Source organism: Nitrosomonas ureae (assembly GCF_001455205.1).
GTDB lineage: Bacteria > Pseudomonadota > Gammaproteobacteria > Burkholderiales > Nitrosomonadaceae > Nitrosomonas > Nitrosomonas ureae.
The window spans coordinates 992,989-1,019,841 of the sequence record NZ_CP013341.1 but is presented as its reverse complement, the minus strand read 5'-3'; the positions used below and the strand labels follow the sequence as shown (position 1 = coordinate 1,019,841).

Genomic DNA, 26,853 nt, shown 5'->3' with positions numbered 1-26,853 from the left:
GATGAATAAAACTAGAGACAATAGAAATTTGATCGTCGGACTTGATATTGGTACATCAAAGATTGTAGCCATTGTTGCGGAAATCCTTCCAGAAGGAGGAGTCGAAATTATTGGATTGGGCAGTCATCCTTCACGCGGATTAAAAAAAGGCGTTGTGGCCAATATTGAAACAACCGTCAACGCGATTCAGCGTGCATTGGAAGAAGCGGAATTAATGGCGGACTGTAAAATTCATGAAGTATATACCGGGATAGCCGGCAGCCACATCAAAGGTTTTAATTCAAATGGCATGGTTCCTATCAAGGACAAGGAAGTCACCGAGAAAGACGTGGAGCGAGTCATGGAAGCGGCAAAGGCTGTCAATATACCCGCTGACCAGCAAATTCTACACGTTCTGAATCAGGAATTCATTATTGATGGCCAGGAGGATGTGCGCGAACCGGTCGGTATGAGCGGCATACGCTTGGAAGTGAAAGTACATATTGTGACAGGCGCAGTTTCGGCTGCACAGAATATCGTGAAATGCGTACATCGATGCGGTTTGGAAGTGCGCGATTTGATATTGCAGCCATTGGCATCAGCAATGGCCGTATTATCTGAAGATGAGAAAGATCTGGGTGTGTGCCTCGTCGATATTGGCGGTGGAACGACAGATATTGCGGTATTTACACATGGGGCGATTAGACATACTGCGGTGATACCCATTGCTGGCGATCAAATAACCAATGATATTGCGATGGCCTTGCGCACGCCGACCAAAAGCGCGGAGGATATCAAATGCCGCTATGGTTGCGCATTGAGGAGTCTTGCAGATACTAAAGAAATGGTTGAAGTTCCGGATGTGGGTAATCGTGGTTCGCGCCAGCTTTCCAAACAAACCTTGGCGGAAGTGATAGAACCCCGTGCGGAAGAGCTTTATTGTTTGGTGCAGGCTGAGCTACGTCGGAGTGGATTTGAAGAGCTGCTTTCATCGGGTATCGTAATAACCGGGGGGTCTGCTTCGCTACGCGGGATGGTGGAATTGGGTGAAGAAATATTTCATATGCCTGTGCGGCAGGGCTTGCCCAATTATCACGGCAATTTAAGGGAAGTAATCCATACGCCTCGATATTCGACAGGGATTGGTTTAATTCTGGCAGGTATGCAACAGATGCAGCATCAACATGGTTCAAGATTACAAGGAGGTTCTGCCAAGCAGATTTTCTCCAGAATGAAGGGGTGGTTCCAAAGAAACTTTTAATTAGAAATCTCAAGGGTTGTATTAACAGTCAGGCAGCTTTAATTTCAATGTACTAAAAGGAGAAACAATATGTTCGAAATCATGAATAACGATACTCAAGAGGCGGTCATCAAAGTTGTTGGTGTGGGTGGCTGCGGAAGCAATGCTGTGGATCATATGATCCAGAATGGAATGCAAGGCGTTGAGTTTATCAGTATGAATACTGATGCGCAGGCATTGAAAACTAATAAAGCTCCAACGATCTTGCAATTGGGCACAGGAATTACCAAAGGATTGGGTGCAGGCGCTAACCCTGAAATCGGACGTGAAGCTGCACTTGAGGATCGTGATCGTATCGCTGAATTGATACAGGGTGCAGATATGCTGTTTATTACCGCCGGTATGGGGGGAGGTACAGGTACAGGCGCAGCGCCGGTCGTGGCGCAAGTTGCGAAAGAGATGGGTATTTTGACCGTAGCGGTTGTCAGTAAGCCTTTTTCATTTGAAGGGAAACGTCTGGTTGCAGCTAAAGCGGGTATGGAAGAACTGTCTCAGCACGTTGATTCATTGATTGTTATTCCTAACGATAAACTAATGATGGTGTTGGGTAATGACATCTCTATGTTGGATGCATTCAAGGCAGCTAACGATGTGCTTCACGGTGCAGTAGCCGGAATCGCGGAGGTTATTAATTGTCCAGGCCTAGTAAATGTTGACTTTGCCGACGTCAGAACGGTTATGTCTGAAATGGGTATGGCAATGATGGGCTCGGCGATAGCTATGGGTGTTGATCGCGCAAGAGTGGCTGCGGAACGTGCTGTTTCGAGTCCATTGCTGGAAGATATTTCTTTGTCAGGCGCGCGTGGTATTTTGGTAAACATTACAGCCAGTCAAACACTGAAAATGCGTGAAGTACATGAAGTAATGAATACAATTAAGGATTTGACTGCTGAAGATGCCACAATTATTGTAGGTACAGTTATCGATGAAGGTATGACTGATAATTTGCGTGTGACGATGGTAGCTACAGGACTAGGCAGTCTTGTTGGTCAGAACCAGAACCAAAATTCTCCATTAACCGTTGTACATACTCGTACCGGAACCGATGACAGGGATTCCATTTTTTCTGCTGAAGAGCCAGCTGTTATGCGCACAGGCAGAAGAAGCAATGCCACCGTGGCAGCTATGCGCCAATCAGGTGTAGATCCTATGGATATTCCAGCTTTTTTAAGAAGACAAGCGGATTAATCAGCCTTATTTTTATGATCTTGAGAATACATTACTGACTCGAAAGCGGTACATTGAAAAGAATAATTGATACCCCGCTTCCTGTAGCGGGGATCTTTTATGAACTTTTTGAAAATGTGCTGTGATAAAGAATGATCGAATCATTCATATATGTATGTTTTCCTGACAGTGTTCTGGACGAAATAGTGATGTAGTATTGCGCGCTGCTGATGCATTTTATTTTTTAGCACCTTAAGGCTTATTCCAGCTTTCCCTGCCACTGTTAACAACCTTTCTTTCTTGATTATTCCTTACTACTGAAATAACTCTATTTTTCCGTAAGTTTGATTTATTATCAGTAATTTGTCGAATTGTGGCGGTATTGCTCGTAGTTTGACCGACTTTAAAAATGGAAATTGCTCCGGTCAGATCCTTGGCTTGATTTTCCAGAGATTCTGCGGATGCTGCAGCTTCTTCCACCAACGCAGCATTCTGCTGTGTAACTTCATCCATTTGTGTAACTGCTTGATTGACCTGCTCGATGCCTGAGCTTTGTTCTTGGGAGGCGGCTGTAATTTCCGACATAATTTCAGCAACATGTTTAATCGAAGTAACGATTTCCTCCATAGTCTTGCCTGCTTCATTTACCAAATTGGTTCCATTTTCAACTTTTTCCACCGAGCTATCGATAAGGTTTTTTATTTCCTTAGCTGCCGCTGCGCTTCGTTGAGCCAGATTTCGAACCTCTGTAGCAACAACAGCAAACCCCCGGCCTTGTTCGCCAGCACGAGCAGCTTCTACAGCCGCATTCAAAGCAAGAATATTGGTCTGAAAAGCAATTCCGTCAATTACACTTATAATGCTTGCAATCTTATTGGAGCTCTCACTAATCAAAGACATTGTATTAACCACGTCATTCATTAACTGACCTCCCCGAAGCGCAATATTACTTGCGTCTGTCGAGAGTTGATCAGCCTGTCTGGCATTATCGGCATTTTGTTTTACTGTAGAAGTAAGTTCCTCCATACTGGATGCAGTTTCTTCAAGTGATGAGGCTTGTTCCTCTGTACGCTGTGATAAATCCAGATTACCACTGGCTATTTCACTGGATGCCTGACGCACTGATTCAGCGCTGTTGCGAACATCTGAAACGGTTGCTCTGAGATTAATGCCCATTTGCGTAAGGGATTTAATCAAAACACCAAACTCATCCGAAAACTTATTGGTGATTTTGGATTGCAGATCGCCAGCAGCGAGGGTATTCGCTATTTCAATAGCTTTATTCAAAGGTTCCAGCGTATTTCGCCTTATCAAGAATCCAGCTAAACACATTAATAAAGTACCGCTGGTGGCGGTAGTTAAAATAAAATCATCTAACCATGAAGTTGTTGCTGTTTGCGTTAACCCCCACCAAGCAGCACCTACCGCACTTAATAACAGGAGTGTTGGTATAGACAAATACAGTGCGATACGCTTACCCAAAGTCATTTTAAGAATTGAGGTAACCTTGCCAATAAAATCGGTACGAGCAATGCCGCCATTTTCAATTTTTAGATTTCCAGCTGTCCCATTAATAAATTGACGATATATTGGCGCGATTGTTTCGATTACTTGACGAGAGGGCTTTGTGCGCACAGATAAATAGCCAACAATAGATCCATTTTCTATCAGGGGTGTGGCGTTACCAAGAACCCAATAAAAATCTCCATTTTTACGGCGATTCTTAACCAGGCCAGTCCATGGTTTGCCAGCTTGAAGTGTTCTCCATAAATCTTCAAATGCCTGTGGTGGCATATCAGGGTGCCGCACAATGTTATGCGCTTTACCTATCAGTTCTTCTGTCGAGAATCCACTAACATCAATAAAAGTCTGATTTACATAGGTAATACGTCCCTTTGTGTCAGTCGTGGATAAAATTAGGGTATCATCTTCAATAGGATATTCTGTGTTAGAAACTGGCAGATTTACTCTCATCGCTGTCATCCTTCCTGTATTTATAAAATTTTGTAAGCAATGCAGCGGCCTATATTTTAAAAAATGAAATACTGATAGCGAGAGTATTGATCTAGATCAAATGTGGTGCAAATAAAGTTTTGTAACAATATGGGGAGCCTAATGATTGACGTTTCTGTTTTGTTTACTTGGTAGTGTTGTCGAATTGTGAAAGTATTGCTTGTAGCCTGGCTGACCATTAAAAATAAAAACTACTCCAACCAGGTATCAACAGAAATGAATTATTGATATCAAAATACAGTAAAAGTCTGCTCCGGATAAATCCGTTTAATGAAATGGCAATTACTTAATCATACTGATGAGATTTCTATTTTCATGAAGTGTTAGACGTAGTCCTAATTGTAGCAATTTATCCCAAGCGTCTCCCTGTGCCACCCCTTTAATCATCCGATCTATCATTGCAGCATCGGATAAGCCCTGCATTAATACTTGCAGGCTGATGCGCTTGGCTGCAGCTTGTACTGATTTTTGCCGATCACCCCAGATTCTGGCGGTTTGTAGTAGCTGAACGGGTGATTGACCCGTGTCGAGGCCCTTGCGGATGATAATGAGTTGTCGTATTTGTTCAGTTAAGGTGGCGAGAATGAGTAACGGAGCAACACCTTCAGCCTGCAAACCAGTCAGGATACGGATAAAGCGTGCGGAATCCGCATTGATCATGGCGTCTGATAATTGAAATGCATCATAGCGTGCTACATTCAGCACCGCATCTTTGATTTGCTCGAAAGTTAAAATGCCGCTGGGGTAGAGCAATGCGAGTTTCTGAATTTCCTGGTGTGCGGCGAGTAAATTGCCTTCCACTTGATCCGCAAGAAATTGCAGCGTGGCAGAATTAGTTTTTTGTTGCTGTTTGTCAAGACGTTGTCCGATCCAGATGGGTAGCTGGTTACGTTCTATTGGGTAGGCCTGGATTAGAACGCCGGAGGTTTCAAGTGCTTTGAACCATCGAGTTGCTTGTCCTTGTTTATCGATCCGGGGTAGCGTGATGAGTGTCAGCGTGTCTGGGGGCAGGGTATCGCAATAGGTCTCAATGGCTTTACCGCCTTCCTTGCCGGGTTTGCCGGAAGGGATACGAATATCCATAATTTTGCGCTCACCAAACAAGGACAGGTTATTGCCGGTATACAGCAGATCAAACCAATCGAAGTGCTGATCTACAGTGAAGACTTTGCGTTCGGTGTATCCATGCTGGTACGCGTGAGCGCGAATCAGGTCCGCAGCTTCCAGAATCAGCAGCGGTTCGTTGCCAAATAAAGTGTATAGAGATGCAGTTTGCTTTTGCAGGGATTGCGATAATTGCTCAAGCTTTATGTGCATGGTAAAGATACATTACGCGAAACGATCACAGGATTACTGCGTGCTTTCCGCGGGAAACTTAATCGTCGATAAACGCCACAGGATCTGTTGAATTGCGTCGGATTGCATATCTTTTAGCAATATCCTCTCTTCCGCTTCCTTAGCTAGGATTTGTGCATCCAAAAACGGTAGAACCCGGGTTAAGGATATTTCAGTATTCGGCACGATTTCGATGCCTTTATTATCCAATACGCGATAATTTACCCGGTAAATCAAATTAAAATCCCGTACGCGGCCACCACCGGACAAAGATAAAATGGCTCTTTCATTTATCGCACTGATAATGTCCAGGGTTGCTTTCGCTTCTGCAGCGCTTTGAGATAAACGGGTTGTCGGTGTGGCTTTGATCATGCGCTCCATCTCTATACCGATCGTATGTCCTTCCGGCGCCGTAACATATATTGTCTTGAACGGTAGCGCGGCGGCTTGTCCGCGCAGCTTAAACCCGCAGGCTGTCAATAATAAAATCACAACGATCAGGATAAGAAACTGCTGTTTATGTATTTTTACCATGGACCAAGGGTGTGAATTAGTTATACAACGATATTAACCAGTTTTTTAGGTACGATAATGATTTTTTTAATAGCTTGCCCATCAGTAAATTTCTGTACCTGCTCATTAGCCAGAGCGGCTTTCTCCACGGCTTCCTTGTTTGCATCCTGGGCGACGCAGATTTGCCCGCGCAGCTTGCCATTGACTTGCACGATCAGTTTGATTTCGTCTTGCACCATTGCGGTATTGTCTGGTTGGGGCCAAGATTGCGCAAAAAGCTCAGTTCCCGGTCTTAGCTCATGCCAAAGTTCATGACAGATATGCGGCACAATCGGGGACAGCAATAGTACGATATTCTCCAAAGCTTCCTGCATCAGATTGCGGCTGACGGGATTGTTATCCTGGCATTTCACCAAGCCATTCATAAGTTCCATTACAGCAGCAATGGCGGTATTGAACGTGTGGCGACGCTCCAGGTCATCTGTTACTTTAACAATGGTGTGGTGCAGTTGGCAACGCAGGTCCTTGAGTTCCGGGGATAACGCCTGGTGTAAAGCGGGATCGATCTTGATCACACCAGATTGAAGATGGATATAAGCCTGTCGCCATAAACGTTTGAGAAAACGGTAAGCGCCATCGACACCAGTATCGGCCCATTCCAATGTTTGGGTCGGTGGACTGGCGAACATCATGAACAGGCGGGCTGTGTCGGCGCCATACTCTTGCACTAGGTTTTGCGGATCAACGCCATTATTCTTGGACTTTGACATGGTACCGATCCCGCCCGATTCGATCGGCTGATTATCCGCCAATAAAATTGCGCCGCAACGTTTACCTTGCTCATCATGCTGAATCTGAACCTCGGAGGGATTGTAATAGACAATTCTTCCGCTGGCAGTTTTGCGATAAAAAATTTCATTCAGCACCATGCCCTGGGTCAGTAGATTGGCAAACGGTTCGTCCAGAGCCAATAAGCCAAGATCGCGCATGACCTTGCTCCAGAAACGCGAATACAGCAAATGCAAAATGGCGTGCTCAATACCTCCGATGTACTGATCGGCCGGCAGCCAGTAATTAACGCGCTCGTCGGTCATTGCCTGGTGCTGATCCGGGCAAGCATAGCGTGCGTAATACCAGGATGAATCAACAAAGGTATCCATCGTGTCGGTTTCCCGGCGCGCGGATTTACCGCATTTGGGGCAGGCGCATTCGTAAAAAGACGGTGTTTTTGCTAATGGATTGCCGGAACCATCGGGTACCAGATCCTGTGGTAATACGACCGGCAGCTGATCGTCCGGAACCGGCACCACACCGCAATCGGCACAATGGATCAGTGGAATCGGACAGCCCCAGTAACGTTGGCGCGAAATGCCCCAATCGCGCAAACGATATTGCACGCGTTTGTTGCCCAAGCCTTTTTTTTCAAGGTCAGCAGCAATGGCATCTACCGCAGTACTATGACCGAGGTTATTGTATTTACCTGAATTGATACAAACGCCGATTTCTTTGTTTGCATACCATTCTTGCCAGTGAGTGGTAGAAAAAGGTGTATCAGTTCCGTAGTTATCATCACTAAACGCCCCTTCCCGGCTTTTTGTAATAACTTGTGCGATAGCAAGATCATATTTTTTTGCAAATTCAAAATCGCGTTCATCATGCGCAGGAACCGCCATCACTGCACCTTCGCCGTATCCCATCAAGACATAATTAGCAACCCACACGGGTAACTTCTGTTCACTGAGAGGATGGATTACGAATAAGCCGGTATCCATGCCTTTCTTTTCTTGAGTGGCCAGATCCGCTTCCTTGGCGGAACCGAGTTTGCATTCCTGAATGAAAGCTTGCAGGGATGGATTGTTCTGAGCGGCATGCAGCGCAATCGGGTGTTCGGCGGCGATGGCCACGTAGGTTGCACCCATCAGCGTGTCCGCGCGGGTAGTGAACACCTTCAAGTCTTGCGGCGTACCGGACGCGGTATCGGCGGGGAAGGTAATGTCGACGCCGTAGCTTTTACCGATCCAATTGGCTTGCATGGTTTTGACTCGTTCCGGCCAGCCGGTCAGTGTATCCAGAGCATTAAGCAGTTCGTCCGCATACTGCGTAATTTTTAGATAATACATCGGGATTTCGCGTTTTTCCACTGGAGCTCCGGTACGCCAGCCGCAGCCATCAATCACTTGCTCATTGGCCAGCACGGTTTGATCAACCGGATCCCAATTGACCGTGCCGGTGGTCTGGTACGCCAGCCCCTGTTCCAGCATGCGCAAAAATAGCCACTGATTCCAGTGATAATAACTTGGGTCACAAGTAGTAATCTCACGTTCCCAGTCGATGCTTAATCCCAGACTTTTTAGTTGCTTGCGCATGTAGGCAATGTTGTCGTAGGTCCATTTGGCGGGAGAAACATTATTTTGCATCGCGGCATTTTCTGCAGGAAGGCCAAATGCGTCCCAGCCCATCGGTTGCAGTACGTTGAAGCCCTGCATACGGTGGTATCGTGACAATACATCACCGATGGTGTAATTTCGCACATGTCCCATGTGCAATTTGCCTGAAGGGTAGGGGAACATCGATAAACAGTAATATTTTGGTTTTCCGGGAGTTTCCATTGCCTTGAATGCGGATATGCTATCCCAATATTGCTGCGCGTTTTTTTCGATTTCCTGGGGATGGTATTTTTCTTGCATGAACGTGAAGTCTAGCTTTTACTTGAGATAGCTAATTATACCGTGATGTATCCGGATGAATTGTGTCTATTATTAGCTCATATTGACAGAAGCAATATTTGTTTGATCTTATCAGGGATTCTTTTTAGCGGAATAAGCCCCATTAGAGTTTCGATTTAAATGCATTATCAATATCCTAAGATTACTTGTATTATGTTTTTTAGAACTGACACGATAATCCTGCGCGCAAACTAATCCAGACGAAAGCCGATTTTAAGCTTTACTTGATAGTGCGCAACTTTGCCATCAACGATATGGCCGCGTGTTTCCACAACTTCAAACCAATCCAGGTTACGCAGGCTTGTGCCGGCTTTTGCAACCGCTTGTTGGATGGCATGATCACTGCTTTGGGTTGACGAGCCAACAATTTCTATAATTTTATAAACATGATCGCTCATTCTGGCTACCCTTTCCTTTCTATTGTCGAGAATTGAGTTATACCATATTCTTGCTATCAGGCGCATGAGTCGTTTTGTTCATTATTAACCCAAAGAATTTGCATGTCCTTGCGATTGAAAGATGTATCATCTTAAAATCGAATGAAAAATTTCACTGATCCAATATATGGAGAATATTAATCATGAAGTTTAGATTATTACTAATTTTATTCATTATCCTTTTACTTGCAGCTTGCGCAACCACGCCAACGGGGAGAAGCCAGCTAGCTTTTATGCCTGACAGCGAGCTTGATGCTATGGGATTACAGGCATTCACTACGATGAAGAATGAAAAATCAATTAGTCAGAATACGCGAGAAAATCAGTTTGTACGTTGCGTTGCAAATACTATTACACGCGAGATTGGAGGAGATTGGGAAGTGGTGGTGTTTGAAGACAGCACGTTGAATGCCTTTGCTTTGCCGGGAAACAAAATTGGTGTTCATACCGGATTGGTTGATCTTGTCGATAATCAAGATCAGTTAGCTGCCGTGATCGGTCATGAGATTGGTCATGTGCTGGCGAAACATAGCAACGAACGGATGTCGCAGAAATTAGGTGCGCAAATGGGGATGTCAATCATCGCGGCAGTCGCTGCACCGACTACTCCCATGGGGCAAACCGCATTAGGTTTGCTTGGGGTTGGTACACAATATGGTTTAATTATGCCGTTTAGTCGCCTGCATGAAAGTGAAGCCGATACAATGGGCATTGAATTAATAGCGAAGGCCGGATTTAATCCGGAAGAAAGTATTACATTATGGCAGAAAATGGCACAGGCTAGCCAAGGCGAACAGCCAGCTGAATTTCTGTCGACTCATCCGTCTCATGAAACCCGCATTGAAGATTTGCGGGCACTCTTACCTAAGGCGAATAAGATGATGCAGCAAGCACGTGCAGCCGGTAAAAAACCTAATTGCAAAAAATAAGAACTCATTGCTTAGGCTCTGATTCATGTGCCGGGAAATCCAGTTCAACTTTTGCACCGTCTGGATCATGACAAAATAATTGCCAGATTTCCAATCCTTTGAGGCGTTGCAATTCATAATCGATATTGTATTGTTTTAAGGTATCAACCATGGCTTGTAGATTGGATGCGGTAAAAGCCATGTGGTCTATGACCCCCGCGGCGTTGATTGGCATAGATCTGCCCGCCATGATATGCAGTATTGCTCGATCTCCAACATAAAGCCATGCACCTGGAAATGCAAAGGGTGGGCGATAGCCTTCTTTAAGTCCTAAGATATTGATGTAGAAAGCTTTACTTTTTTCTAAATTGTTACTTAATACGGTGAAATGATTCATATCTATTACAGTCATTTTTATTCTTTCCTATAAATATAGCTATGTAACATGGTGTTATGTAGTGAACTAAACGAATAAATAAAATCGAAACGACCCAAGAATTCATTTGATTGGGTAATTCTCCCCTATATCAGAGGTGCAATACAGTAGAATTTTCTATTCTAAACGAAGAGGAATTTTACTGATGAAGAAGCAACGATTTACGGAAGCCAGATCGTGCAAATATTGAGGCAAGCTGAGGTATTCTGATTTTCATGGAATCCGAAGTTTCATAAAACTGAAGAGATGAAATGGAGGATAAAGGTGGAATAATCGCGTAATCAATATAGCCAGGAATTTTGGTAACAATCAGTCAAGTTTTTAAAGAAAGTGAATTAACTCTGGTTAAAGCAGGGAAACGGCTGTTATTACCCACCAAGGGAACATTAAAGAATTGGATTTATGCTGATAAACAAGGTGAATTCGCAACTGAGAGGTAACCATCATAAGCCGCTGACCGAACTTGAGTCAGAGCAATCCAGAATCAAATGGGGGAGTTAGCACAAGTCAAGATGGAGTGTGATTTCATAAAAAGTGTGATGGAGATTCAACCGGTCATTGCAACACTGCTGAAATTTTCTGAGAGTGACTTTCATGTCGGGAGAGTACGTTCACCTAGTGAGAAAATGCCAGGTTGGAATTAGAAATACTAGCTTCACACCGACGTAAACAAGAAACCTACAGTGCAAAGCGCTTGCTAGCGGAACGCGGTGTACAGGCCACGCATACCATGTTGCGGAAGAAGCTCTGGGCTTGCGCTGTAAACAAAGGCCAAAATTCAAGGTAACGACCGATTCTAAACACAATTTGCCAGTTGCACCTAATATTCTGAACCGGGAATTTGCTGTTAATGCGCTTGGTGAAGTATGGATCAGTGCTATCCTCTATATTCCTACGGCCTTGTATTTGGCTGGAATAAAACAGCTGTTTAATGGTGAACTGGTGTGGGTTATGCCATGAATGAGAGAATGATAAAGAGCTTGGTTATGTAGGCATTATTTCGTGTAGCTGCCGTAAACATCCCGATGAGGAACTCATTCTTTACTCAAATAGTAAGAATACGCATACCAGATTTCAATAATGGATTGACTCAATGCGATTTCTAAGCGCCTGAAAAGAACTAATTATATGTTGCTTAGTATAGATAAGATTTTCTTACGCTACTCTTACATATGGTATGAAATTAAAAAGTACTTAGAAAATTAATCTCTAAGTGCATAATTACTGGTGGGTCTGGCTGGACTCGAACCAGCGACCAAGGGATTATGAGACGCAACTATTAAATTAGAACTTAATATAATCAATTACTTGAAACGCTTGCCAAGCACAAAACCAGTATCAAACAACCTCAAGTAATGCTATTTCTGCAGCACTTTGGCACAAATTTGACACAGTGAGTTTTATGATTACTTAGCAATGACTGTTTCAATATCTGTTTGCTGCTTCAATTTGCAAATCATGCTTATCTATGCCAAGATTAATTATGATTACTTCTGATTAAGGAATATGAAATGGCAAGTGAAACAGGACGCATGAGTGTATCAGTGACACCAGAAAAACAAGAAAAACTGGATGCTGTGGCACACAGTCTGGATCGTTCCAGAAACTGGCTAATTAATCAGGCTATTGATCACTATCTGGAAATTTACGATTGTCAAACAAAAAAAATTCAAGAACGTTTAGATATTGCTTCAGGAAAAAATGCAAAATTTCATTCAAGTGATGATGTTGATTCCACGATAGATAAATTCAAAGCATGAGCACTGTTGTATGGTTAGATGAAGCACTCGAAGATTTAAAATTAATTGGTGAGTATATTGCTCAAGAAAACGCTAATGCTGCCTATAATGTTTTAATTAAAATAAAAGCTACTGCAGATAATCTATCGCTTCACCCCGAAATTGGTCGCTCAGGTCGTGTGTTCGGTACACGCGAGATAGTAATAAGTGACCTTCCTTACATTCTTGCCTATCAAATAACCGACAGAGATATTCGCATATTGGCTGTCATGCATACATCCAGAAAATGGCCTGAAAATTTTAAACATTCTTGATAGCAATACTTTTCTAAATTTTTACAATATGTTTCGAGATAGGAACGGTTCACACTTGATGCAACAATTCTTGTTGTGCTTACCAAGGTTACCGGAATCATTGCTGGTTATTTTGTAGCGAAAACATCACTTTCTTCTAGATAGTGTAGTCATGAGATAAAAGATATGAGATTCTTTTAGTGAAGGAGGATTTTATATGACACAAGTACATCGCAGGCACGATATATCGGATAAGGTTTGGGCATTGCTGGAGCCGCATTTACCTGGACGGGAAGGTAGTTGGGGCGGTATAGCAAGAGATCATCGTCAATTTATTGATGTGGTTTTCTGGATTATTCGCACGGGTGCGCCATGGCGTGACTTACCGCCGGATTATGGAAATTGGAGTAACACGCCACCGACGTTTTATCCGTTGGCGTGATAAGGGAGTATGGGAAAGATTACTGGAAGTTCTGATTGACGAAGAACCGGATTACGAATGGCTAATGATCGATGCTAGCCATTGCAAAGTGCATCCGCATGCGGCAGGTGCAAAAGGCGGCAATCAAGATATGAGTCGCACAAAAGGGGGCTCAACACAAAGATACATCTGGCCGTGGATGCGCATGGTATGCCGCTCAGAATTATTATTACGGAGGGTACCAGCGCAGATTGCACACAGGCTGATCGCCTGATCGAAGGGCTTGATGCTGATTATTTGCTGGCAGACCGTGGTTATGACAGCAACGCAATTATTGAACAGGCAAGGAGGCAGGGTATAAAAGCCGTAATCCCCCCAAAGAAAAACCGCACAGCACAAAGGTTTTACGACAAAGAACTCTATAAATTACGGCATCTTGTCGAAAATGCTTTCCTCCATCTCAAGAGATGGCGTGGGATCGCCACAAGATACGCCAAAAACACCGCATCTTTCCTCGCCGCTGTACAGATCAGATGCATCGCTCTCTGGACAAATATCTCATGACTACACTATCTAAGGATATTGCTTCATACTAGTAAATTATGTATTGTCTTGAACTTAAAATTCCACCGGCTATAGTGGTTATTTTGTTTGCAGTAGTCATGTGGTCTGTTTCATCGATGAATCCATGGGCGGTGATTCAAATTCCGGGTAAGGATTGGATGGCAGGGGCATTATGGATAATAGGTTTTGCATTGATCATTGTCGCTGCCGTTGAATTTATTTCAGCAAAAACAACAGCAAATCCATTGACTCCTGGATTAGCTACTTCGATAGTCACCATCGGTGTCTATAGATTGAGCCGAAACCCTATGTATGTCGGATTTTTGTTGATGCTTGCGGCATGGGGCGTATTTTTAGCAAATGTCCTGTCTATTTTGTTGCTACCGCTGTTTGTTGTGTATTTAAATCAATTTCAGATTATTCCGGAAGAGAATGCTCTATTGGTTAAATTTGGCGATGACTATGCCAGATATTTGAAATCGGTTCGCCGGTGGATATGATATTTCGCATGCTATTTTATAAAAGGACCTCCACGGGAACCTTGCGGTTTTGATTTAGTACGCTATTTCCCACTCCAGCAATATGACTTTAACACAGTAATTTGATGCAATTGATACTGTTACAACTGGAGTGGTTTAATGGCTATATATAGATCCAAAACTTTTATGCTTCCCGTTAAATTTACGCCAATCCATCTTAATAAGTTTATTGAAAAATCTAAGTCAAAAATTAGTCGCTAAATGATTAACTGCTGTTGGCCGCTTGCCTTGAAATGTTTTTCGCCACTCACTTGGTGTTACATCAAATCTATGCTTGAAATGTTGGCGCAGGGACGTAGCGGATTGAAAGCCTACCTGCTCTGCAACGGCATCAATCGGCAATGAGGTGGATTCTAGCAACTCCTGACTTCGCTGTAAGCGCTCAACCAGCAGCCACTCACCAACAGACATCCCTGTTGCCTTGTAAAACTGCCGCGTGAAAGTACGGTGGCTCATCATGATATAGTGCGAAAGTTCATCCAAACCATGTACTTTATTTAAATTGTTTCTCAAATAATCCAGAAGCATATTGATTCTGGCATCCTGTGTTGAAACAGGAACGGGCCGTTCTATAAATTGCGCTTGCCCGCCTTCTCTGTAAGGGGGAATCACCATACGTCTGGCCAGTTTATTAGCGATCACGCTACCGTAATGCTGACGAACCAGATATAAACAACAGTCGAGACCGGCTGCTGTTCCTGCGGAAGTAATCAAACGATCATCATCGACATATAACGCATTGCAGTCCAGTTTTACATCCGGAAAACGGCTGATGAAATCCTGTTCAAACTCCCAATGCGTGGCAGCCTTGTGATTTTTCAGTAATCCGGCATAAGCAAGCACATAAGTACCCAGACACAGCCCGACCACTTGGCTACCTCGTGCATGTGCCGTCACCAAGGCATCAAGCATTGACTGGTCTGGTTTTTCGGCAGGATCCCGCCAGGAAGGTACGATGATGATATCAGCCTGCGCCAGTTCATCCACACTTAGTGATGATTCAACACTCAACCCCTCATTCGAGCGTAGCTTTCCAGGTTCGTCTGCATAGATCCTGAGTTCAAATAATTTCTGATCATGTAAGAGGTCGCCGAAAATAATGCACGGTACCGATAAGTGGAAAGGGCTGAAATGGTTAAAGGCAATAACTGCAACTAATGGGACAGACATGATGAAACCTCGCTGAATAAACGCTAATTAAGCGCTCTTACCGTTCAAATACGATTATTCCTTATATTGTTTTTGTTTTGCAGCATTTAAGCAATTGTTCATATTGTGTAATATGACACTGATGCTTATATCAGACAATATTAAACAGTGACGCACCTGACAAGTCTGATTCATCATTCCGGTCTTGAATCAAAACATATATGATTCACCGTCTTCGGGTACTAATACCCGTTGCATCATTCCCTTTTCACTCAGAAACTCGCGCAGTTCCTTTCTGGATAACGTTGCGTGATTCACTGATTCCATGTGGCTGGCAATGATGGTTGCATCAGGTGCCGCTTTATAGACTTCGTAAACATCTTGCTTGCCCATGATGATCGATTCGTTACCGATGACTTGAGCGTCGCAACTATTGAGGACGACAACGTCGGGATGATATTTCTTCAGGTTATCTTCGACCGCCTGACACCAGATCGTATCCCCCGCAATATAAAATGTTTTCTCATCGGGATGTTTGAAAACGATGCCACAAACATCCCCCAGTAGTTCCTTCATATCTTCCAGCACTTTATCTTTACCATGCTGACCGGGCGTTTTGATCAGCGTAATGCCATCATAAACATTATTTTCGTCGAGAATTCGAATGTTGTTAAATCCTGCTGACCGGATCGATTGCGCATCTTTTTCGTGCTGTGTAAAAATCAGCATGTCCTTAGGAATTGCATTTTTAGCTGCATCGTCCCAGTGATCCGGATGATCATGGGTTAAGATAACTGCATCCACATCAATGATCTCGTTGATAGACATAGGTAATTCAGCCGTCGGATTGCGGATGTGATCGTTGATCGTCCCTCCAAATCCCGGCAATGCTCCCTTTTCTGCCAACCAAGGATCAATCAGTATTTTCTTGCCTGCATAATTAATTATAAGGGTTGCGTTTCTGATTTGCGTGAATTTCATTTTTATGTACTCCTCTATTAGTTTGTATGGAGGATATTATGAGTAAGCTGTTGAAAAATAGTCAGTGGCCTGCGGGACATTTCTCGCAACTTTCGGGCCAGAAGTTCTGATAATTATCAAGTCTGATTAGACGCATTCTTAACCAAAGTAGAAATGTTCGAACCGTTCCAGGACGACTCGATGTGTAGCAAAATCAAGATTGTTCGCGTAAGTAGCAACCCCACAAACAATGACCAACTCTATATAAAACCGATTAGTATATGATGGTTAAACATATTTACTTTTTATAGGAATATAGGCTTATAAAAGCTGCAGAATCTTTGTCTTATAGATCCTCAATATATTTACTTACTTAGAGCTTGCTAAAGAAGTATAAGCAGCTGATCTGGAGTACCCCGATATCGATTGGGTAATTCCATCTGATCGATCAATGCCACAACACGATCATCGGCAGCGCGAACACCCTCGGAATGTTTTACAACCATTCCGGCGACACGGCTATAACAATAAGCCTGTTTCCAGAGTTCGCTGGTCGCACAAAATCCGGGGTCGCAAATCGCCCCCTGCGGTCAAGTATCTCAAGGTGGCGCGACGGTTGTTTTCGTGGTTTCAGGCTGCACAGGGCGAATCGGGTTCGTTTGATCAATATCGCCTGGGGCAGTGGCTAGCTAACGCCGGGAAGGCGAACGACAGATGAACAGCGCGAAATTGGCAGCGAAGCAGCTTCTCTTTTTACAAGACTTGCGAAACGGTTCGCCTGGTTCCCGACAACTTTCAATAAACGGCTTGGTGAATCTTTACCAAAGCGTTCAATATTTTTCATGCCATCAGCAATACTGTAAGCACCAGAAGGAATAAAACCGAGGCTCAAGTAATTTGTAAGCACAAATCTGGTTCTATCTTTGAATTCTGCCAAGACTGTTTCTCGGCCATACATTTTGGCCTCTTCCATGAGCTTGAAGCTATCGATGACAAAGTCCTTATAAGGCCCAAAGATGTGAGAAAGGTCAGCTGTGCGCACAGCTTTAGCTGTGTTACCAAGCTCTTTATCTATATCTTCGGGTAGCTGTTCACCCATCTTTGTAAACATTATGCATGTTTGAACACCTCGGATACACGATTCTTCAAGCCCGTAATTTTGCAAAAGAACATCCATTATATGGGTTGAATACCCCTCTTTACTGCCATGCTTTTTCCAGATATCTGGCGTTATGAGGTCATGTGGGAAACCGGCGTCATGGCCCATGTAAGCAACCTTGGCGATGAAGGAGTTAATTGGGTTGCCTTTTGCCTTTTCTTGCTCACAAAGATTGTCGATGATGCCAAGACCATGCTCAATATGTTCATCCCAATTGTGATAGGGTAAACGCGGTTCATAAAAGGGCTTTAAATCACTCGAGAGTCGCTCCAGAAAACCAGCTTCATCATGAACTTCTTCGTTTGACATGACAAATTTCATAGGATTTGATTATATTCTCGCGTAGTCTCATAATAAAAAGTAATACCGAAGGTTAAAAACGTGCCATTTGCCTCATTACCGAGATAATCCTGAAAATGAAAAAGATGTTGCGTTAATTTAGCATCATCTGCGGTTTCAGATTAAATGAATTCAACATTTCGTAGAGAGTTCGCAGTTTTGACTTGGTATCATCCGTCACATTCTCACAGTCAATCACTCGCTTATAAGGCGCTTAGCGTGGTACGGCTTGTGATAGCGAGTTCCCATGCACTCCTATAATGTATCGAGCAGAAATGATTTGGGTCCGAGTATCCTTGGCCTGGTAATCAATATCGGCGCGGTGATTGCGCAGCTATAGCAGGAGAGCTACCGATACGAGGTGAAGATGTCGCGCGGTTTCCACCCTTCGTTCATGCACGGCACATGAATTAGTTAGGACGCTACGCTTTCGCAGTTCCTGAAGCGGTTACTCGAGACGAGCTACAGGCATTGCGCAATCTCAACGATGCAGATTACCGGGTTTTGCGTTCCATTGCGCCCTAAATCCCATGAACAAGATAGGCTGGCAGAATGTTTCAACATCCGTTACAGTAACAAATCCTGTAATATCTATCCTGTTCTTACTAAAGGGTTTGCTGCACGTATGCAAAATCATCTGGAGAGTAATGTCATACGGCGCGTGATGGTAGGAACCGACCGCTCCGAAACCGCCGACCAGGCCGTCCACTGGGCCGCCGGGTTCGCTGACCGCTACGATGCAGAGCTGTTCGTGGTGCAGGTGGTGGTGCCGCAGTATCCGTTCGTCACAGAATTCGGCGAAGCCGAACAAACGCGCGCTGCGGGTGACAACAATGAACTGGCGCACTTCGCGCGGCAGGTCGCCGGGGACCGCGGTCATGCCAGGGTCGTCATTGATGCTGATCCGGCATTGGCGATCGTTCGCGCCGCTGAGCAGGAGGCAGTCGATGTACTGGTGGTCGGCAATTTTGGCATGGCGGGTCGAAAAGAGTTTTTGCTCGGTAACATACCGAATCGCATCAGTCACAGTGCCCACTGCACCGTGATTATTGTAAACACCGCGCACTCTACCGATGAGCATGCATCGCACTCGGTGCGAGCTCATCTATCTAAGGGTGACACCCCGCCTTTTGAGCCTCCACTGGTAGCGCGTGCTACGCATATCGCAGCCGTGATGGCGAAACACGGCCTCACAGAGCTGTTCGGCCAATCCAACGAGCCGGATATGTCCATCCGCTGTCAGCGGGCCAAACGCTTACGTGCCGCCTTGGAAGAGCTGGGCCCGATATTTTCGAAACTCGGGCAAGTGTTGTCAACCCGCCCCGATCTCCTTCCAGTCGAATACATTGAGGAGCTTGCCCTGTTGCAATCCCGCGTGCCGCCAATGACTGAGAGCGAGGTCGTCCGGGTTTCTGAACAGGAATTGGGAGTCCCGTGGGAGGATGTATTCAAGTCGATCGACCCGAAGCCCCTCGCCGCCGGAACAATCGCTCAGGTCCATCGTGCGACACTCGAAAGTGGTGATCGGGTCGTAGTCAAGGTCCAGCGCCCCACCGCTCGTGCTGATATCGAACAGGATCTCGCCCTGCTCGAGGTGTTTGCGGAGAAAGTCGGAAAGCGTCCTGCGCTCAATCAGGTGATCGATATGGAGGCCGTGTTCAAACACCTTTCCACCTCGCTCCATCGTGAACTCGACTTCCGTCAGGAGGCCGACAACATCGGGCGGATGCAGGCGGTGCTCGCAGACTATGACCGTCTTGCCGTACCCAGAGTACACCGGGATCTGTCCACGTCTCGATTATTGGTGATGGAAGAGATCCAGGGCATACCGATCAAGCAGGCGCCGGCTGGTCCAGAGCGCATCCAGGCCGCTCGTCAACTGTTGGAGAGCTACTACAAACAGATCATCGTCGACGGCTTCTTCCATGCCGATCCCCACCCAGGCAATCTGATGTGGTGGAAGGATTGCATCTATTTTCTCGATTTCGGAATGGTCGGCGAGGTAGGGGCCGATCTTCGTGAGCATCTCTTGTTAATGTTGATGGCTCTTTGGCAGGAAGATGCCGGGTTTCTCACCGATGTCACATTGATGATGACGAGCGCCGTCAATAGCAGCGATCTCGATGTGGCCCGATTCCAGAGCGAGATCGGGGAAGTGATGGCAAAATATCGCACAGCCTCGCTTGCCGAGATGCAGATCGGGCCGCTTCTGCAAGAAATGAGCGCGGTCTCATTACGGCACGGAGTGCCGCTACCGGCTTCGCTCACGCTCGCCACAAAAGCACTTGCGCAGGTACAGCTGGCGACTGCCGAGCTTGATCCAGCACTTGATCCTTACGACGTAGCAGGTAAGTACTTGATGCGCTTAATGGTCAAACGCATGGGTAACGCACTCAATCCAAAGACATTCGTGTATCAATCGCAGAAGTTAAAAGTACGAGTTCTGCGCGTGGTCGAGGCGGTCGAAAACCTCGTCGGTGTTCGTCCTGGCGGCCCAAAGCTTGTGGTGAACTTCCGGGCCAATTCGCTGGAGGATATAGTGCGTCACACGGGACAACGGCTGGCGCTCGCCCTGACCGCTGCCGCAAGTGTTTTGGCTAGCGGATTCACGGCCACCTCGACGGTTGTTGCCGAGTGGGTGCCGATAACATTCGGGGTCGTCTCAGGTCTGCTGATCCTTGGCCTGGTTATCGATCTGCTGCGAGGGCGTTGACGATAAAAATGGTTCAAGAAGCAGGGTTGTTCTACGTCGAAGATTTCGTGCCACTGCGCTTGATCGAACGCAACACGGCTTTCTCGATCAGGTAGGCGATGACCATCATTACCATACCAATCAGTCGGTGTTCCATTTTTCGAGTAAAAGACCTTTTAGAGATCGTATTCATGGATGCATTGTTCATCATAGGTCTATTAATAATTAAAGGATTACGATCCGCAACGAGTAAATTCTTACGCTCAACGCAGTTAATCCTACCCTTGCCGGGTCGGAATATCCACCATCGACGTTGTCTATGATGAATGATCGTATATCAGCATGGCTGGATAACCTTGGTCTCAGTATATATCGCGAGTCGTTTCAGCACAATGCGATCACCTGGGATGTCCTACCCGAGCTGAATGAGGGCGATCTGGAGGCGATGGGTGTCTTACTGGGACATCGGAAAAAGCTCTTGCGCGCGATCGCTCAATTGCCACAGAGCGCTGAAGTTATGGGCCCGGGGTCTATACCCGTTGGCGTCATTCCGGAAGAGCAGCCATTCCCTCCCGAACGAGATCAAGCAGAACGTCGCCAGTTGACGGTGATGTTTTGTGATCTTGTGGATTCGACAGTACTGTCTAGCCGGTTGGACCCTGAAGACCTCCAGGACGTGATTCGACGATTTTTAGATGCTTGTAGCCAAACCATTGTTCGATTCAATGGCTATATCGCCAAATACATGGGGGATGGGATGTTGGTCTATTTTGGATACCCCCAGGCCCACGAACACGATGCGGAGCGAGCGGTACATGCCGGACTGGCTATTCTGGATACGGTGAGGACGCTTCATCAAGACAATCCCCATCCACAGTTTAGTATGGCTGCACGAATCGGGATCGCTACTGGTCAAGTCGTAGTCGGCGAACTTATGGGGCTGGACACCGCCAAGGAACGGTCAGTGTTCGGTGAAACCCCAAATCTCGCTGCCCGCCTCCAAGCACTGGCTAAACCCGATCAATTGATCATTGATCCGGCGACGAAACGGCTTGTCGGAAATGAATTCGAGTTCTTGGATCTTGGCGCCTTTTCGCTGAAAGGATTCGACACACCTATCCAAGCTTGGCAGGTTCTGAGTATCAGGCCGTCGGCCAGCCGGTTTGAGTCCTATCGATCCAGCCAATTAGCCAAATTCGTAGGCAGAGAACAGGAGATCTCACTCCTGTTGGGGCGCTGGCGCGAGGCCGTGGGCGGCGAAGGACAGGTCGTGCTCCTTTGCGGTGAGGCCGGGATCGGAAAATCGAGAATCGCCCGTAGTTTGTGTGACCGCCTCGCAAATGAACGGTACCAGTCGATTCAATTTCAATGTTCACCGTACCATACCAATACGGCGCTCTATCCGGCGACCACTTTTCTGCGGCAAGCTGCGGGGCTGGCCAGTCAGGACAGTGCCCAGGCACAACGGGAGAAGCTCGATGCCATGGCTCGCGAAAGCGGCATCGAGAACCAGGACACGGTGTCATTGCTGGCGGATCTGCTCTCGATCCAAGGCGATCATTGGGACCCACTGCTCGATGTGTTATCCGAAAAACGTAAGGACATGACGCTGGAAGCACTCGTGCAATATCTACAAGGACTGGCCGATCACGCCCCCGTGTTGTTCATTATGGAAGATGCCCATTGGCTGGATCCAACAACGCTGGAACTCATGACGAGAATCATTGGCCGCATCCGGCAGATGCGCGTGTTGTTGCTAATCACATTTCGCCCCGACTTCAAGCCGGTGTGGACGGAATATAGTCACGTAACGTCCCTGACGCTCAGTCGGTTGCCACGTCGACATAGCGCTGAACTCGTTGCGACGATGACGGGAGGAAAAGTGCTTCCGCCCGAGGTGCAGCAGGCGATTCTGGCGAAGGCCGATGGCATACCTCTCTATATAGAAACGTTGACGGAAAATGTGCTGGGATCCGGGCTTCTGGCTGAGGAAAACGATTCATTTACTTTGACGTGTCCCCTAAAGGGATTGCCCATTCCGGACAGTCTGCAAGCGTTGCTCATGGAACGGGTGGACAGGTTGGGGTCGGCCAAGAAAATTGTACAAACAGGTGCAGCAATTGGACGTGAATTCACCTACGAACTGCTGCAGGGCATTGTTGAAGTGCCGGATAACGAGCTGAAGAATGCACTTGACCTGATCGTCGCGACTGGGCTCATTTTCCAAGAGGGCGAGATACCCCTTGCGACCTATCATTTTAAGCATGCGCTGGTCCAAGACGCGGCCTACAACACCCTTCCCAAGAAATCCCGGCGATTACTCCATGCTCGCATTGCCAAAGCACTAGAGCATCGGTTCGCAGATCGGGTCACAAGGGAACCGGAACTCCTGGCGTATCACTATGAGCAGGCTGGATTGGCCGGTCCGGCCGTTGAGTATTACCATCGTGCGGCTCGTCGCGATGCAGAACGATCAGCCAATATCGAAGCACTCAATCATTTTAATAGGGCGCTGGATTTGCTAAAGGAATTGCCGGAAGGCTTGGAGCGAAATGCTTTGGAATTGGAGCTCCTTCTCGCACGCGGAGCCCCCTTGCTGTCCGTCAAAGGCTATGCATCCGACGACATGGAACAGAATTATCGAAGAGCGAAGGATTTGTTACAGGAGCACAGCAGCTTCGTGCAGCAGTTTCTAGCCATTCGGGGATTATGGGCATTTCATCTGGTCAGAGGGCACCTCGTCAATGCGCGCGGCCTAGCCGAAAATCTTCACGCGCTGGCTCACCGCGAGCAAAGCTCGGATCTACTGATTGAAGCTCACCATGCTTTGGGTGTGACCAATTTCTTTCTTGGCCGGTTTGACGAAGCCAGAACCCATCTGTTCGCTGCAAAATCCCTTGATGATCCGAATCAACAGCGTTCACAGGACTTCTTTTATGGCCAAGATCCCGGAATTACCGCGAGGATTTTCCTGGCCAGGACATTCTGGATATTAGGTGAAATTGAGCACATTGAACCGCTGGCGCTCGAGGCCGTTGGTTTGGCGAGAGAGTTAGCACACCCATTCACCATGGTTTTTGCCTTGACGTCCCTCTCCTGGATCTACTCCACTCTCCGCAACGCGAAGAAAACGCGGGAGCTTACCGACGAAGCCATTGCGATTTCCGCACAATACTCCTTTGAATTGGGATTGGCGTGGGCGACTTCGTTTCAAGGCTGGGCGTTGGCTGAAAATGGGCATGAAGAAGGGCTCGGCCAATTACTCAACGGACTCTCCGCTACTCAGGTCACAGGTGCAAATACGAACAACACCTTTACCTTGTCGTTGCTTGCAGACATATATTTACGCGAACAACGCATTGACGAAGGCTTGGCCACAATAGAGGAAGCGCTGACGCTTGCTGTCACTGGGGAAGAACTGTTTTGGCACGCGGAACTGCTTCGACTGAAAGGCGAACTGCTATTGAGACAGTCCGACGAATCAATCCAAGAAGCAGAAGAGTGTTTGTGTGAAGCTTTGAAGATCGCGCAGGATCAGCATGCAACAATGCTTGAACTTCGAGCCGCCACGAGCCTGGCTAAACTTTGGAGAAAACTCAATAAATTGGATGATGCCAAATGCGTTTTACATTCTATTTACTCCAGATTCAACGAACGAGTCGACAACCTCGACTTGATTGCAGCGAAAACAGTCCTGGAACAGCTTAGTGATACGTAGAACTTCAAATCTGAAATAGCATGCCCCGCGTTACCACAAAATTAAATCGTAAAATTGATAAATTTAATTAATACCGGACAGTTCTATTTGTTGCTGCCATAATAATGGACTGCCCGGTTTGTCCTTAATTCAACACACCATAAAACATACTCATCGCTTGAAATCCCAAGCGCAACTACGATATTAATGTTGTCAGATTATCCGCAATATGTATAGATCAGACTTCACGTCCGAATAGTCCTCCAAGGGTTCGTCTGTCGATATGCTTGTCAAGATAGGCCGCACCAAACCCACCGTAGAGTTCCTTCTTCGTAACATCCAGTTCCAATTCTTTAGCCGCCAGTATTTTTTGGGTAGAAGGACGCTCGCACATAGCATCGTAAAACGTCTGCAATGCTGGATCGTCTCGGAACAGATGCATCTCGGGTATTTCGAACAATTCAGAAAACATCTGGCTAAGCTCGAGCGTGTAGAACAACTGAAAATCTGGCAGAAAAGGTTCTTTGCCAAGTAGGAACGGCTCCATTCTTGAGCCATTAACTAGTCGGGATAACCACAATTTGCTCAGCAAGACCGAAAATAGATTATAAATATGTGCTTCTTTTTCAATCTTGAGTTTCCAAGCTTTTGGAAAATATCCGCTGACAACAAACCAGTTGAAGAATGGACCTGCTATGGAGAAAGTGATGAAGTCATTCTTGGCATCGACCTCTGCACAGAGCATTGGATCATCAATAGGATAAAACTTTCGTACTTCTGGGTAGATTCTCGCGAGATAACGACAGATTGCGTGACTTTCCGAAATATCAATACCATTGACCTCCCTAAGAGTGGGAATTTTCCCAAGAGGATTTCGTTCTATGTGCTCTGGCGTGAGCGTGCTCCCTTGAAACGGAGACACTCGTTCATATTGATAAGCTAGACCGGTTTCCGAGAGGACATGCGCAACTTGGCACATATAAGGCGAGAGCCAGAATCCGTACAACGTGCGCTCGACATTTAATTGATCTGACATTTAAAACTCCTTCTGCATTGCGGTTTAATGTTGAGAGATGCCAATTAGAGGCATGGTGCTGATATGCCGACAATAGTGCCATGGGCGTTTGCTTCATTCTCCATAAATATCAAATGAGGATAAATCCCGTTACACCATTCGCTCTTGCAAATACCTCACCTGTCAGGCAAAGGTTTGAAACCCGTTCCAGAATAGTGCTAATCTAAGCAGATCCAGAGCAGGCCAAACTTATACATTGCTAATTCGTGCGATGACGGCACGTTGGAAGCACGAATATCTGCTTTCGGATAATTGCTGCAACCTTCGATACTTTGTTGTCATTTCAGCACTCCTTTTGGTTAGCTCACTACCACTTCTTTCTGTAGGGAACCGCTTGCTAGCACAATTGGCAAATATTGCTTGCGATTAACAAGTGGTTAGAGTATAGACCTGGAAGCGGACAGGTGGTAGTCTGCTGATTCAGTTATCAGAGTTCTATTTTTGAAACAATAGGTGGCTCCTATGCAAGACCTGAATGATCTCTACTACTACGTCCAAGCCGTGGATCATGGCGGCTTTGCTCCGGCAGGCCGGGCCTTGGGCATGCCGAAATCGAAGCTTAGCCGCCGCATCGCCAAGCTGGAAGAACGCTTGGGTGTGCGCCTGATCCAACGCTCGACACGTCACTTTGCAGTTACCGATGCCGGCGAGGCTTATTATATGCATTGCAAGGCGATGCTGGTAGAAGCTGAAAGAGCTCAGGAAACAATAGATACACTAACAGCCGAACCCCGGGGTGTAATCCGGATGACATGCCCCATACCGCTGGTAAATGCTTATGTGGGAGCAATGCTGGCCGATTTCATGGTGCTCTATCCGCACGTCACGGTGCAGATGGAGGCGACCAACCGACGTGTCGATTTGGTCAGTGAGTCGGTGGATGTTGCCCTTCGTGTACGACCCCCGCCCCTGCAAGACAGTAACCTGGTTATGCGTGTTCTGGCTGATCGAGGCCAATGTTTGGTAGCCAGTCCTGTCCTTGTCCATCGGTTTGGCCTCCCTGCTGCACCAGGTACTTTGAGCAACTGGCCGAGCCTTGGCCTGGGGATCCTGCAACAAATCCACGCCTGGGCGCTGCTTGGGCCAGATGGTGCAAACGTTACGCTTCATCACACGCCACGCTTCGTGACGACGGACATGATTGCGCTGAGAGATGCCGCGGTGGCCGGTGTGGGTGTAGTGCAGCTGCCGATGGTCATAGCACGGGATCAGCTGGCGGCTGGCACACTCATCAGGCTTGTGCCGGACTGGGCACCTTGCCAGGAAATCATTCATGCGGTGTTTCCGTCCCGGCGCGGTCTTCTGCCATCCGTGCGGGCATTGATCGATTTTCTCGCACAGCGTTTCGAGATGCTGCATGAGGACTAAGAAAGCTACCGGAACCTGCGCAACGGATCGATTTCTGCTATTGC

22 protein-coding genes and 1 pseudogene are annotated in these 26,853 nt (G+C 46.4%); 12 read left to right on the top strand and 11 right to left on the bottom strand.

What is annotated here, in order from left to right; all coding sequences use genetic code 11:
* Position 1 precedes the first annotated feature (1 nt).
* Positions 2–1,240, top strand: a complete 1,239-nt coding sequence (ftsA, locus tag ATY38_RS04785) for a cell division protein FtsA (RefSeq protein WP_062558299.1) — start codon at positions 2–4, stop codon at positions 1,238–1,240.
* Positions 1,241–1,309: 69 nt separating this feature from the next.
* Complete coding sequence (gene ftsZ, locus ATY38_RS04780; protein ID WP_062558298.1) at positions 1,310–2,467, top strand: cell division protein FtsZ; 1,158 nt, start codon at positions 1,310–1,312, stop codon at positions 2,465–2,467.
* 231 nt (positions 2,468–2,698) lie between these two features.
* Here the strand turns inward: ftsZ and ATY38_RS04775 are convergent, their stop codons facing one another.
* The 5 genes from ATY38_RS04775 to ATY38_RS04755 form a co-directional block, all read right to left on the bottom strand.
* The gene (locus ATY38_RS04775; protein WP_062558297.1) at positions 2,699–4,420 is read right to left on the bottom strand and encodes a methyl-accepting chemotaxis protein; all 1,722 of its coding nucleotides are present in this window, start codon (positions 4,418–4,420) and stop codon (positions 2,699–2,701) included.
* A 321-nt stretch (positions 4,421–4,741) separates the two neighbouring features.
* Positions 4,742–5,776: a DNA polymerase III subunit delta gene (gene holA / locus ATY38_RS04770; protein WP_062558296.1), complete on the bottom strand. Its 1,035-nt coding sequence runs from the start codon at positions 5,774–5,776 to the stop codon at positions 4,742–4,744.
* A gap of 33 nt (positions 5,777–5,809) precedes the next feature.
* Positions 5,810–6,328, bottom strand: a complete 519-nt coding sequence (locus tag ATY38_RS04765) for an LPS-assembly lipoprotein LptE (protein ID WP_062558295.1) — start codon at positions 6,326–6,328, stop codon at positions 5,810–5,812.
* 20 nt (positions 6,329–6,348) lie between these two features.
* Positions 6,349–8,994, bottom strand: a complete 2,646-nt coding sequence (gene leuS, locus ATY38_RS04760) for a leucine--tRNA ligase (protein ID WP_062558294.1) — start codon at positions 8,992–8,994, stop codon at positions 6,349–6,351.
* Positions 8,995–9,224: 230 nt separating this feature from the next.
* Complete coding sequence (locus ATY38_RS04755) at positions 9,225–9,431, bottom strand: dodecin (protein ID WP_062558293.1); 207 nt, start codon at positions 9,429–9,431, stop codon at positions 9,225–9,227.
* A 182-nt stretch (positions 9,432–9,613) separates the two neighbouring features.
* Between ATY38_RS04755 and ATY38_RS04750 the strand changes: the two genes are divergently transcribed.
* Positions 9,614–10,399: a M48 family metallopeptidase gene (locus ATY38_RS04750; protein ID WP_062558292.1), complete on the top strand. Its 786-nt coding sequence runs from the start codon at positions 9,614–9,616 to the stop codon at positions 10,397–10,399.
* Between the two features lie 4 nt (positions 10,400–10,403).
* Here ATY38_RS04750 and ATY38_RS04745 read toward each other — a convergent pair whose 3' ends face one another.
* Positions 10,404–10,790 carry a VOC family protein gene (locus tag ATY38_RS04745; protein ID WP_062558291.1) on the bottom strand — a complete coding sequence of 129 codons (387 nt, stop codon included), beginning with the start codon at positions 10,788–10,790 and terminating at the stop codon, positions 10,404–10,406.
* 777 nt (positions 10,791–11,567) lie between these two features.
* On the opposite strand from ATY38_RS04745, the gene ATY38_RS17025 reads away from it, so the two are divergent.
* The 5 genes and pseudogenes from ATY38_RS17025 (at position 11,568) to ATY38_RS04715 (ending at position 14,331) form a co-directional block, all read left to right on the top strand.
* Positions 11,568–11,774, top strand: coding sequence for a hypothetical protein (locus ATY38_RS17025; RefSeq protein WP_062558290.1), 207 nt, complete (start codon positions 11,568–11,570; stop codon positions 11,772–11,774).
* Positions 11,775–12,325: 551 nt separating this feature from the next.
* Complete coding sequence (locus ATY38_RS04735) at positions 12,326–12,574, top strand: CopG family ribbon-helix-helix protein (protein ID WP_062558289.1); 249 nt, start codon at positions 12,326–12,328, stop codon at positions 12,572–12,574.
* Positions 12,571–12,867 (top strand): type II toxin-antitoxin system RelE/ParE family toxin, encoded by a 297-nt coding sequence (locus tag ATY38_RS04730; RefSeq protein WP_062558288.1) that lies wholly within the window; start codon positions 12,571–12,573, stop codon positions 12,865–12,867. Before ATY38_RS04735 ends, ATY38_RS04730 begins: the two co-directional genes overlap by 4 nt.
* A 196-nt stretch (positions 12,868–13,063) precedes the next feature.
* Positions 13,064–13,831 (top strand): annotated as a pseudogene (locus ATY38_RS15410) (IS5 family transposase).
* A 38-nt stretch (positions 13,832–13,869) separates the two neighbouring features.
* Positions 13,870–14,331: a methyltransferase family protein gene (locus ATY38_RS04715; protein ID WP_074701373.1), complete on the top strand. Its 462-nt coding sequence runs from the start codon at positions 13,870–13,872 to the stop codon at positions 14,329–14,331.
* A 222-nt stretch (positions 14,332–14,553) separates the two neighbouring features.
* Here the strand turns inward: ATY38_RS04715 and ATY38_RS04710 are convergent, their stop codons facing one another.
* Together ATY38_RS04710 and ATY38_RS04705 are read right to left on the bottom strand one after the other, a co-directional pair.
* Positions 14,554–15,540 carry a GlxA family transcriptional regulator gene (locus ATY38_RS04710; protein ID WP_062558285.1) on the bottom strand — a complete coding sequence of 329 codons (987 nt, stop codon included), beginning with the start codon at positions 15,538–15,540 and terminating at the stop codon, positions 14,554–14,556.
* Positions 15,541–15,729: 189 nt separating this feature from the next.
* Positions 15,730–16,500 carry an MBL fold metallo-hydrolase gene (locus tag ATY38_RS04705; RefSeq protein WP_062558284.1) on the bottom strand — a complete coding sequence of 257 codons (771 nt, stop codon included), beginning with the start codon at positions 16,498–16,500 and terminating at the stop codon, positions 15,730–15,732.
* A 430-nt stretch (positions 16,501–16,930) separates the two neighbouring features.
* On the opposite strand from ATY38_RS04705, the gene ATY38_RS15750 reads away from it, so the two are divergent.
* Positions 16,931–17,197: a hypothetical protein gene (locus tag ATY38_RS15750; protein ID WP_143023428.1), complete on the top strand. Its 267-nt coding sequence runs from the start codon at positions 16,931–16,933 to the stop codon at positions 17,195–17,197.
* Here the strand turns inward: ATY38_RS15750 and ATY38_RS04700 are convergent.
* Entirely contained in the window at positions 17,165–17,947 is a 783-nt protein-coding gene (locus tag ATY38_RS04700; protein WP_143023427.1) for a hypothetical protein, read from the bottom strand. The genes ATY38_RS15750 and ATY38_RS04700 overlap by 33 nt on opposite strands.
* 517 nt (positions 17,948–18,464) lie before the next feature.
* Between ATY38_RS04700 and ATY38_RS04695 the strand changes: the two genes are divergently transcribed.
* A complete protein-coding gene (locus tag ATY38_RS04695; RefSeq protein WP_235590392.1) occupies positions 18,465–20,690 on the top strand; it encodes an AarF/UbiB family protein in 2,226 nt (741 codons plus the stop codon).
* Positions 20,691–20,721: 31 nt separating this feature from the next.
* Here the strand turns inward: ATY38_RS04695 and ATY38_RS16040 are convergent, their stop codons facing one another.
* Entirely contained in the window at positions 20,722–20,862 is a 141-nt protein-coding gene (locus tag ATY38_RS16040; protein WP_158441760.1) for a hypothetical protein, read from the bottom strand.
* 126 nt (positions 20,863–20,988) lie between these two features.
* On the opposite strand from ATY38_RS16040, the gene ATY38_RS04690 reads away from it, so the two are divergent.
* A complete protein-coding gene (locus ATY38_RS04690; RefSeq protein ID WP_062558282.1) occupies positions 20,989–24,387 on the top strand; it encodes an ATP-binding protein in 3,399 nt (1,132 codons plus the stop codon).
* A 217-nt stretch (positions 24,388–24,604) separates the two neighbouring features.
* On the opposite strand, the gene ATY38_RS04685 is transcribed toward ATY38_RS04690, so the two are convergent.
* Positions 24,605–25,402: a glutathione S-transferase family protein gene (locus ATY38_RS04685; protein WP_062558281.1), complete on the bottom strand. Its 798-nt coding sequence runs from the start codon at positions 25,400–25,402 to the stop codon at positions 24,605–24,607.
* Between the two features lie 501 nt (positions 25,403–25,903).
* Here ATY38_RS04685 and ATY38_RS04680 point away from each other — a divergent pair.
* Positions 25,904–26,809 (top strand): LysR family transcriptional regulator, encoded by a 906-nt coding sequence (locus tag ATY38_RS04680; protein ID WP_062558280.1) that lies wholly within the window; start codon positions 25,904–25,906, stop codon positions 26,807–26,809.
* Positions 26,810–26,853 lie beyond the last annotated feature (44 nt).

What these genes read in the sequence shown, in the direction of transcription:
- ftsA (WP_062558299.1), top strand. Translation starts at nt 2, where the DNA reads ATGAATAAAACTAGAGACAATAGAAATTTGATCGTCGGACTTGATATT.
- ftsZ (WP_062558298.1), top strand. Translation starts at nt 1,310, where the DNA reads ATGTTCGAAATCATGAATAACGATACTCAAGAGGCGGTCATCAAAGTT.
- ATY38_RS04775 (WP_062558297.1), bottom strand. Translation starts at nt 4,420, where the DNA reads ATGAGAGTAAATCTGCCAGTTTCTAACACAGAATATCCTATTGAAGAT.
- holA (WP_062558296.1), bottom strand. Translation starts at nt 5,776, where the DNA reads ATGCACATAAAGCTTGAGCAATTATCGCAATCCCTGCAAAAGCAAACT.
- ATY38_RS04765 (WP_062558295.1), bottom strand. Translation starts at nt 6,328, where the DNA reads ATGGTAAAAATACATAAACAGCAGTTTCTTATCCTGATCGTTGTGATT.
- leuS (WP_062558294.1), bottom strand. Translation starts at nt 8,994, where the DNA reads ATGCAAGAAAAATACCATCCCCAGGAAATCGAAAAAAACGCGCAGCAA.
- ATY38_RS04755 (WP_062558293.1), bottom strand. Translation starts at nt 9,431, where the DNA reads ATGAGCGATCATGTTTATAAAATTATAGAAATTGTTGGCTCGTCAACC.
- ATY38_RS04750 (WP_062558292.1), top strand. Translation starts at nt 9,614, where the DNA reads ATGAAGTTTAGATTATTACTAATTTTATTCATTATCCTTTTACTTGCA.
- ATY38_RS04745 (WP_062558291.1), bottom strand. Translation starts at nt 10,790, where the DNA reads ATGACTGTAATAGATATGAATCATTTCACCGTATTAAGTAACAATTTA.
- ATY38_RS04735 (WP_062558289.1), top strand. Translation starts at nt 12,326, where the DNA reads ATGGCAAGTGAAACAGGACGCATGAGTGTATCAGTGACACCAGAAAAA.
- ATY38_RS04730 (WP_062558288.1), top strand. Translation starts at nt 12,571, where the DNA reads ATGAGCACTGTTGTATGGTTAGATGAAGCACTCGAAGATTTAAAATTA.
- ATY38_RS04715 (WP_074701373.1), top strand. Translation starts at nt 13,870, where the DNA reads ATGTATTGTCTTGAACTTAAAATTCCACCGGCTATAGTGGTTATTTTG.
- ATY38_RS04710 (WP_062558285.1), bottom strand. Translation starts at nt 15,540, where the DNA reads ATGTCTGTCCCATTAGTTGCAGTTATTGCCTTTAACCATTTCAGCCCT.
- ATY38_RS04705 (WP_062558284.1), bottom strand. Translation starts at nt 16,500, where the DNA reads ATGAAATTCACGCAAATCAGAAACGCAACCCTTATAATTAATTATGCA.
- ATY38_RS15750 (WP_143023428.1), top strand. Translation starts at nt 16,931, where the DNA reads ATGCCACAACACGATCATCGGCAGCGCGAACACCCTCGGAATGTTTTA.
- ATY38_RS04700 (WP_143023427.1), bottom strand. Translation starts at nt 17,947, where the DNA reads ATGTCAAACGAAGAAGTTCATGATGAAGCTGGTTTTCTGGAGCGACTC.
- ATY38_RS04695 (WP_235590392.1), top strand. Translation starts at nt 18,465, where the DNA reads ATGCAGATTACCGGGTTTTGCGTTCCATTGCGCCCTAAATCCCATGAA.
- ATY38_RS16040 (WP_158441760.1), bottom strand. Translation starts at nt 20,862, where the DNA reads ATGAATACGATCTCTAAAAGGTCTTTTACTCGAAAAATGGAACACCGA.
- ATY38_RS04690 (WP_062558282.1), top strand. Translation starts at nt 20,989, where the DNA reads ATGATGAATGATCGTATATCAGCATGGCTGGATAACCTTGGTCTCAGT.
- ATY38_RS04685 (WP_062558281.1), bottom strand. Translation starts at nt 25,402, where the DNA reads ATGTCAGATCAATTAAATGTCGAGCGCACGTTGTACGGATTCTGGCTC.
- ATY38_RS04680 (WP_062558280.1), top strand. Translation starts at nt 25,904, where the DNA reads ATGCAAGACCTGAATGATCTCTACTACTACGTCCAAGCCGTGGATCAT.